Raw genomic sequence first — 2,978 nt, 5'->3', positions numbered from 1 at the left:
CGAGGGCGCGTCAGACCGAGCCGCTTGGCGGCTTCCTCCTGAGGAATGTCCCAACGCTGGACTGCCTTACGGATTTCGTAGAGCAGCGCCGAGCGCGCCTTGAGGTTTGCTGCCTCTTGTTCGGTGTCCGCCAGGGCGTCCCAGACGTTCTCATAGATTTCTACGTTCATCGTTCTGCCTTCCATCGTTTTAGCCGTTGAGCCGCCAGATCGAGGTCTTTCTTGGACGTGGCCTGTGTCTTCTTCTGGAACGCATGAAGCACCAAAACGCGGTCCTCCAGGGTTGCCAGATAGATGACGCGGAACGCTCCCGATGCCTCCCGGACTCTGATTTCCCTGACGCCGGCCCCCACGATCTGCAAAGGCTTCCAGTCGTCGGGATCGTCGCCGCGCTGGACAAGTTCGAGCTGCCAGCCGGCCTCTATCCGCGCATCGTCAGGAAACGCTCGAACATCCGCCCTACTGCTTCCAAGCCATTCAATCACCTTCATCGAGGTGCACTGTATCGGTTTTGATACAGGTTGGCTAGAGTGAAAATCAATCGCATTTTACGGACCAGCAATCCAAGAACCGGGAGGCGCAACGAAACGGTTCGATGCGCCGCCATCGGATTAGGGGCGCTTCGTCTCGTTCTCACACTCGACATAGGCAACGAAGGCACAAATCGCTCATTTGTATTCAACCGAATTTCAGGTCCTAGCGATCGCCGTGCCGTCTAATTTGATCCTGCAGCGCCTCAACAGCGGCTGACGGTGCCCCTTCGACAGCTTCGCTATCCACTGACGGTGACAGGGAACGAGCGCCGGCCTCCACTTCCTGATCGAGCGATGCGAGCAGCGCGGCGATCGACGTGGACTTGTTTCCCGACCGGACACCGCGTCGCGGTTCCTCCGTCCAACTGCTGGCAATAGATCGCGAACATCTCAGGACAAGATTTCCAACAAGTCCGCCTCAAGCGGCGTCCAGTCGTTCTGTGCCAGCGCGCCACGGCGCTCGAGCGCCGATAAGACGTCGGCAAACCGCTGCTCCAGCGGTGCCGCCGGGGACCATGGTCTATGCGTCCGAAGGCGACGCGGTCGGCCGTGAACTCTGCGGCAACCCTAAGGTCCGCAAGATCAGCTTCACCGGTTCGACCGAGGTCGGGCGGCTGCTGATGCGCCAATGCTCGGACCAGATCAAGAAGGTCAGCCTCGAGCTAGGAGGGAATGCGCCTTTCATCGTCTTCGACGATGCCGATGTCGATGCCGCGGTCGACGGTGCGATCCAGGCCAAATTCCGCAATGCCGGCCAGACCTGTGTTTCCGCAAATCGCCTTTATGTCCAATCGAGCGTTCACGATGAATTTGTCGATAAATTCGTGAAGCGGGTTCGCCAACTTCAGGTTGGTGACGGTTTCGATCCCGCGGTCGCCATCGGGCCGCTGATTGATCAGCATGCTCTGGCCAAAATCGAATCCCATATCGCCGACGCCGTCGAAAAAGGCGGGATTGTTCGATGCGGCGGCAAGCGTATCGGCACGAGGGGCACGTTTTTTCAACCAACAGTCCTCACCGGTATTTCCAGCGAGATGACAGTCGCGCAAGAAGAAACGTTCGGACCGTTGGCCGCAATCATCAACTTCGACGACGCCGATCAGGTCGTACACGAGGCCAATGACACGATCTACGGCCTTGCCGCCTACTTTTATGCCTCCAACCTGAAGCGTGTCTGGCGCGTGGCCGAGGCCCTGGAATATGGCATGGTGGGTATCAACACCGGGCGCATGTCCTCCGAAGCCGCGCCCTTTGGCGGCGTGAAGCAGTCGGGCATAGGGCGCGAGGGTTCCCGCCATGGGCTCGAGGACTACCTCGAGATGAAGTATCTGTGCATGGGCGGCATCTGAGGGATACGGCAAAACGGGGTGTTTCCTGACTGGGCATCGCCGCGCGTGGCCAGCTGCAGCGCGCGACCAGTTATCCTCGCCGTTGAGCCTGAGAGTGCAGTTTCGCGCTCAAGGTGCGGGAGGTCTGTCGATACCATGCCACGCCGTGATCCCCGAGAAATGTCCCAGACAAAAGTTGGCACAGCGCTTGACAAGGCACCGCCGTGCCGTCCAACCTGAGGCATTCACCAGGGGGGTCCCGACAAGGGGCTGAGATACTGCTGGCTTTCGCAGCGCAGTGACCCGTTGAACCTGATCCAGTTCATACTGGCGTAGGGACGGTGCAAGCGCTTTGCGGGAATCTATGCCCGAAGACCTGTCTCGAGCAGGTCGGCCAAAGCGTCTTTTCATCCTTCCGGCACAGAACTGGGTCTCCAATGCAATGAGCAACGGAGCCTCAAATGAATGCCTTGACCCCAGCGGTTTCCACGGGACCGCTGCCTGCCTCACGAAAAATCCACAAATCCGGCGTCCTCCATCCACAGATCAGGGTGCCGATGCGCGAAATCTCAGTCCATCCGACGGCAGGCGAACCGCCCGTGACGGTCTACGATCCATCTGGCCCATATACCGATCAGACGGTTGAAACGAGCATCGACAAAGGCCTGGCGCGGCTGCGGCACGAATGGATCGCCGCGCGGGGTGACGTAGAAGCCTATGACGGCCGCCATGTCAGGCCGGAAGACAACGGCTTCGCCGTGGGCGAGCGCCTGACGCCGGAATTCCCCGTTCGCAACCGCCCGTTCAAGGGCAAGGCCGGCAAGGCGGTAACCCAGCTTGCCTATGCCCGCGCCGGCATCATCACGCCTGAAATGGAGTTCGTCGCCATTCGCGAGAACCTCGGCCGCGAGATGCTGCACGGCAAGCTTCACCGCGACGGCGAGGCCTTCGGCGCGGAGCTTCCCGATTTCGTCACGCCGGAATTCGTGCGCGACGAGGTGGCGCGCGGGCGCGCGATCATCCCCGCCAACATCAACCACCCGGAGAGCGAGCCGATGATCATCGGCCGCAATTTCCTGGTGAAGATCAATGCCAATATCGGCAATTCCGCCGTCACG

Annotated in this window: 3 protein-coding genes, 1 pseudogene and 1 riboswitch; of the genes and pseudogenes, 2 read left to right on the top strand and 2 right to left on the bottom strand. The window is 60.2% G+C overall.

Features of this window, described 5'->3' with window-relative positions:
- Both ACFFNA_RS39240 and ACFFNA_RS39235 read right to left on the bottom strand, forming a co-directional pair.
- A partial coding sequence (locus tag ACFFNA_RS39240) for a helix-turn-helix domain-containing protein (RefSeq protein ID WP_378925654.1) occupies positions 1 to 170 on the bottom strand: 170 nt, incomplete at its 3' end.
- Positions 167 to 490 (bottom strand): type II toxin-antitoxin system RelE/ParE family toxin, encoded by a 324-nt coding sequence (locus ACFFNA_RS39235; protein WP_095204878.1) that lies wholly within the window; start codon positions 488 to 490, stop codon positions 167 to 169. The genes ACFFNA_RS39240 and ACFFNA_RS39235, both read right to left, overlap by 4 nt.
- 458 nt (positions 491 to 948) lie before the next feature.
- On the opposite strand from ACFFNA_RS39235, the pseudogene ACFFNA_RS39230 reads away from it, so the two are divergent.
- Positions 949 to 1,881, top strand: a pseudogene (locus ACFFNA_RS39230) (aldehyde dehydrogenase family protein); the annotation flags it as partial.
- A gap of 219 nt (positions 1,882 to 2,100) precedes the next feature.
- A riboswitch (TPP riboswitch) is annotated at positions 2,101 to 2,217 on the top strand.
- A 104-nt stretch (positions 2,218 to 2,321) separates the two neighbouring features.
- Positions 2,322 to 2,978 (top strand): phosphomethylpyrimidine synthase ThiC (locus ACFFNA_RS39225; protein WP_378925651.1); only part of this gene is annotated, 657 nt, incomplete at its 3' end.

The sequence above is a fragment of the Mesorhizobium kowhaii genome (genome assembly GCF_042431665.1).
Taxonomy (GTDB): Bacteria; Pseudomonadota; Alphaproteobacteria; order Rhizobiales; family Rhizobiaceae; genus Mesorhizobium; species Mesorhizobium kowhaii.
This window is presented reverse-complemented; position numbering and strand designations above follow the sequence as displayed.

What these genes read in the sequence shown, in the direction of transcription:
- ACFFNA_RS39235 (WP_095204878.1), bottom strand. Translation starts at nt 490, where the DNA reads ATGAAGGTGATTGAATGGCTTGGAAGCAGTAGGGCGGATGTTCGAGCG.